The following is a 4,061-nucleotide window of genomic DNA, read 5'->3' on the forward strand; positions in this document are numbered from 1 at the left end:
ATACTCTGTTTAAAAGTAGAATGAAAAAATAATTTCCCTAATACACCGAGTGGTGCAAATCGTTGATACATCAATGTTTATAGAGGGAGGTTAGTTCTATAAGAGTTGGAACTTATTTGTAATTACTGTGGTAAAATTAGGGTGACTATTAGATATAATAAGGGAGTTTAATATGGATAAATACAAAGTAATTTTATTTGATTTAGACGGAACACTTTCAGACCCTAAGGTAGGAATAACTAAATCGGTTCAATATGCATTACAAAAAATGAACATTGTTGAGCCTGACATTGATAAACTTGAATGTTTTATTGGTCCACCACTACAAGTTTCATTTGCTGAATATTACGATTTAGACGAGAAAAACACACAAAAAGCAATTGAATTATATAGGGAGAGGTTTAAAGAAAAGGGAATGTTTGAGAATGAGTTATATTCAAATATTGCATTACTATTGAAATCGTTAAAAGAACAACAATTTACTTTAGTTGTAGCAACTTCAAAGCCTACTGTATTTGCTGAACAAATACTAAAGTACTTTAATATTGACCAATATTTTGAACTTATTGTCGGAAGTAACCTTGATGGAACAAGAGCGTCAAAAACTGAAATAATTCTATACATACTAAATAAGTACAAGGAATTTACGCTTAGTGACTTTATTATGATTGGCGACAGGAAGCACGATATTATTGGTGCATATAACACTGGAATTAACTCTATTGGAGTAACTTATGGATATGGTTCATTTGAAGAACTAAGTCATTCTAACCCTACTCATATTGTCAAAAGTGTAAGCCAGTTAAAGGATATTTTGATGGGTAGTCAAGTCAAATAAAGATCTTGAACTAAAGGGTAAGAAGGCAGAAGATTGGAACTGTCAATGCGACAGCTTTATTTTGTTCCACTAATGGGGGAAAGTCATATGCAAATTATTAACGTTAGAGAACATCCAGAGTATAAAGAAAAAGCAATTAAATATTCAGTGCAAATGGGCAAACGAAAACAGTATGAAAGTATATGAGGACTGTATTACACACAGCATAACAACGAACAGTTCGTTTCCGGTTTGGTATTTAATGGAGGATGCTGGTGAAATTATTGGCTGCGCAGGTCTTATTAGCAATGATTTTATTAGTCGTATGGATTTATGGCCATGGATATGTGCTCTTTATATTGAAAATAGCTATCGTGGTAGGTCTTTAGGTAAAGAGCTACTCTTACGTGCTAAAGCTGATGCTGAAAAAGCAGGATTTAATAAAGTTTTCCTTTGTACTGACCACATTGGGTACTATGAAAAATATGGATTCACTTACATAGGTGACGGGTACCATCCTTGGGGAAGTAGTTCAAGAATTTATGAGAGCAATAACCAAAATAATCATTTTTCAGCTTAGCGATTTTTATTCAAGAATGACTTTTCTTAATGAAATATCAGGTGCTTTACTTCAATAATTGAAGTTGCTGCGGCAACCTTTTTTCTTCGGAACTAAAGGAGCACTTTAGTTAAACAAGGAAAATTAAAGAGAATAGTAGAAATAAGTTTTTACAACTTATTTGGGGGATATTCGTATGATAAAAAAGATTTATGTTGTGAGACATTGTGAAGCACAGGGGCAACCTTCGGAATCTCAATTAACAGAAAAAGGTTCTAAACAAGCGAAATACTTAGTTGATTTCTTCAGTGATGCAAAAATTGACCGAATAATATCAAGTCCGTTTTTGCGTGCTATTCAATCAGTAGAACCATTAAGTGAGAAAACAAATATTAAAATAGAGATTGATGAACGGCTCTCAGAACGCGCACTAAGCACAACGGACTTACCTGATTGGTATGAAAAACTAAAAGCAACATTTAATGATATGGAATTAAAATTTGAAGGAGGAGAGTCAAGTCAAGAAGCGATGAATCGAATCGTAAATGTTGTAGAAGAAGTCATTAAAAGTAGGAGTGAAAACACAGTAATCGTCAGTCACGGAAATATAATATCCTTACTTTTAAAGAATTATAATAGTGACTTTGATTTCGAATGTTGGAAAAGTCTTAGTAATCCTGACGTTTTTCAAATAAACTATATTAATAATGAAGTGATCTTGGAACGTATATGGGATGAAGATAAAATAATAAAAATCTAATTAAATACATTATTTTAATGAACTAACAGGTGCTTTAGTTCATTAACAGGGGTTGCTTCGGCAGCCTTTTTGTTATGGCACTAACGGGGCAGGTTAGTTCAACAAGGAGCGCCAAAAAGGAGGCGTTGAACAAAAATACTATGCGAGTTTACATATGAGATCGATTTTATCGATAATGAAAAAGGATCTTCCATTGGAAAATCCTTTAATATGTTTCCTCAACTAAAGTTATCTTAGTTAAAAGTGTGTAATTTAATAAATATCAACAGTAGCCCCAATAAGAGAGGCTCTAATAATATCTATATTATTAAACCGTTCTAACTCTTTTGGTGTCCCTGTAACTACAGCTCCACTAATACGAATATCGCTAACTTTTGGTGATGACTTTTCATTAATACTATTAGCTAATTTCTTTACCTTGTTTTGATGGTTTCCATCCTCCAGACTAAGCTTTTTAATGATATTTAGAAAGTATTGTCCTCCTATTTCAAAATCCGAATCGAGTACTTTAAAACCATATGCATATCCTCCACCTTGTGTAATAGCATGTCTTTCGTTTTCTTTCATAAGTGCTTCCTTTTTATACTCCTTTACTTGAGCATCAGTAGATGTGTCTACCCACAACCAATTAACATTATTTGTTCCAAGGATCTTTGATGCTTCATGAAGGGTTAGAGGCTTTTTAAATGATAGAGCTACTTCTACTATCTTATTATTACCTAATTCTGTCGCAATAGTTATCTCATTTGGAAGATAGCTATATGTAAGTTGCGGGAAGTAAAATTCAATTTCTCTCTCTCCATTAAGCTGATTAAAATTCACGTACCTATTTTCTCTTTCACTAAATATTTTTGTTTCACTACCATTTTCATCAATCCATCTTTTTCCAAATAACGGTGTTGTTACACTATCTGTATCCCACAATATGACTCTATCCCCAATTTGCTTCACATATGTTATTTCCTCAGTATAACTAAAAAGATTTGAATCGGAAGGACTTGCACTTCCTTGATGAGTATTTGCTCCATGAATTAGACTATAATTTCCTGAATCATCATCAGATCTACGTTTTTCAAGTATCTGTTGGCTCCCTATATAAATTACTGCTAACAAAAATATTGTTGTAATTGTTGTTATTATGAAATATTTAACAGTTTGTTTTCTTTTAGCCTTATTCATTACATTTTGAAAAGAAGATTTACTAGTAAAATCAATCTCATCAGTAGTGTTTTTTTTACTCATTGTTATTCCTCCTATAATATTTGACAAATTGTTTCCTCGCTCTAAATAGGTTGGTTTTTACCATCCCAATACTCATATCAAGTAACTGGGATATCTCTTCATATTTTAGATCCCACTGATACTTTAATAGAATCATCTCTCTGTATTGTGGCTTTAATTTTAATAACACTTTTTGAACTTCTGAACGCTGTTCTTTCTGTAATATTATTTCTTCTGGTAAATCCTTAGATAACAAAGCTATTTGTTCTTGGTTTAAATCAAGTTCCTCTCGTTTAAGTTTTCTGTATTGGTCATGGTGAAAATTTAACGCTACACGTATTAACCAACTCCGGGTCTTAGATATATCTATTGAATCGTAGTAAAGAAGAAATCGATAGGCTGATTCTTGAACAATATCTTCAGCATCTTCATGTGAGACTCCTAATTTACGTAGATAACGATAAACAATATTAAGTTCGGCATTTAATTCTTTAATTTTCTTCGAATTGTTCATCGCTGTCCTCCCGTAAATAAGACGTACAAGATAGAAAAAAGTTAACACTTTATTTAAATTTATTTTCACTTCTTATCAACTATTTGTTTTCTTAATGAACTACCATGAAAATAGACTTCTGGAATTTAGGGGAAAAGGCAATACTTAAGAAGACGCAGCTCATTGTTTTTTTAAAAAGGGGAGAGCGCCT

General features: G+C 32.4%; 5 protein-coding genes. 3 read left to right on the plus strand and 2 right to left on the minus strand.

What is annotated here, in order from left to right; genetic code table 11:
- Positions 1-172: 172 nt before the first annotated feature.
- The 3 genes from ACIQYG_RS26745 (at position 173) to ACIQYG_RS26755 (ending at position 2,136) form a co-directional block, all read left to right on the plus strand.
- Positions 173-838, plus strand: coding sequence for an HAD family hydrolase (locus ACIQYG_RS26745; protein WP_402844587.1), 666 nt, complete (start codon positions 173-175; stop codon positions 836-838).
- 241 nt (positions 839-1,079) lie between these two features.
- Positions 1,080-1,397, plus strand: a complete 318-nt coding sequence (locus ACIQYG_RS26750; protein ID WP_402844590.1) for a GNAT family N-acetyltransferase — start codon at positions 1,080-1,082, stop codon at positions 1,395-1,397.
- A 175-nt stretch (positions 1,398-1,572) separates the two neighbouring features.
- The gene (locus ACIQYG_RS26755) at positions 1,573-2,136 is read left to right on the plus strand and encodes a histidine phosphatase family protein (protein ID WP_402844592.1); all 564 of its coding nucleotides are present in this window, start codon (positions 1,573-1,575) and stop codon (positions 2,134-2,136) included.
- Positions 2,137-2,388: 252 nt separating this feature from the next.
- On the opposite strand, the gene ACIQYG_RS26760 is transcribed toward ACIQYG_RS26755, so the two are convergent.
- Positions 2,389-3,378 (minus strand): anti sigma factor C-terminal domain-containing protein, encoded by a 990-nt coding sequence (locus ACIQYG_RS26760; protein WP_402844593.1) that lies wholly within the window; start codon positions 3,376-3,378, stop codon positions 2,389-2,391.
- A complete protein-coding gene (locus tag ACIQYG_RS26765; RefSeq protein WP_402844596.1) occupies positions 3,371-3,871 on the minus strand; it encodes an RNA polymerase sigma factor in 501 nt (166 codons plus the stop codon). The genes ACIQYG_RS26760 and ACIQYG_RS26765 overlap by 8 nt, the downstream gene beginning before the upstream one ends.
- Between the last annotated feature and the right edge of the window lie 190 nt (positions 3,872-4,061).

The organism is Peribacillus sp. NPDC096622 (genome assembly GCF_044762665.1).
Taxonomy (GTDB): Bacteria; Bacillota; Bacilli; order Bacillales; family DSM-1321; genus Peribacillus; species Peribacillus frigoritolerans_B.

Coding starts and splice junctions, on each gene's coding strand:
- ACIQYG_RS26760 (WP_402844593.1), bottom strand. CDS start 3,378: ATGAGTAAAAAAAACACTACTGATGAGATTGATTTTACTAGTAAATCT.
- ACIQYG_RS26750 (WP_402844590.1), top strand. CDS start 1,080: ATGGAGGATGCTGGTGAAATTATTGGCTGCGCAGGTCTTATTAGCAAT.
- ACIQYG_RS26745 (WP_402844587.1), top strand. CDS start 173: ATGGATAAATACAAAGTAATTTTATTTGATTTAGACGGAACACTTTCA.
- ACIQYG_RS26755 (WP_402844592.1), top strand. CDS start 1,573: ATGATAAAAAAGATTTATGTTGTGAGACATTGTGAAGCACAGGGGCAA.
- ACIQYG_RS26765 (WP_402844596.1), bottom strand. CDS start 3,871: ATGAACAATTCGAAGAAAATTAAAGAATTAAATGCCGAACTTAATATT.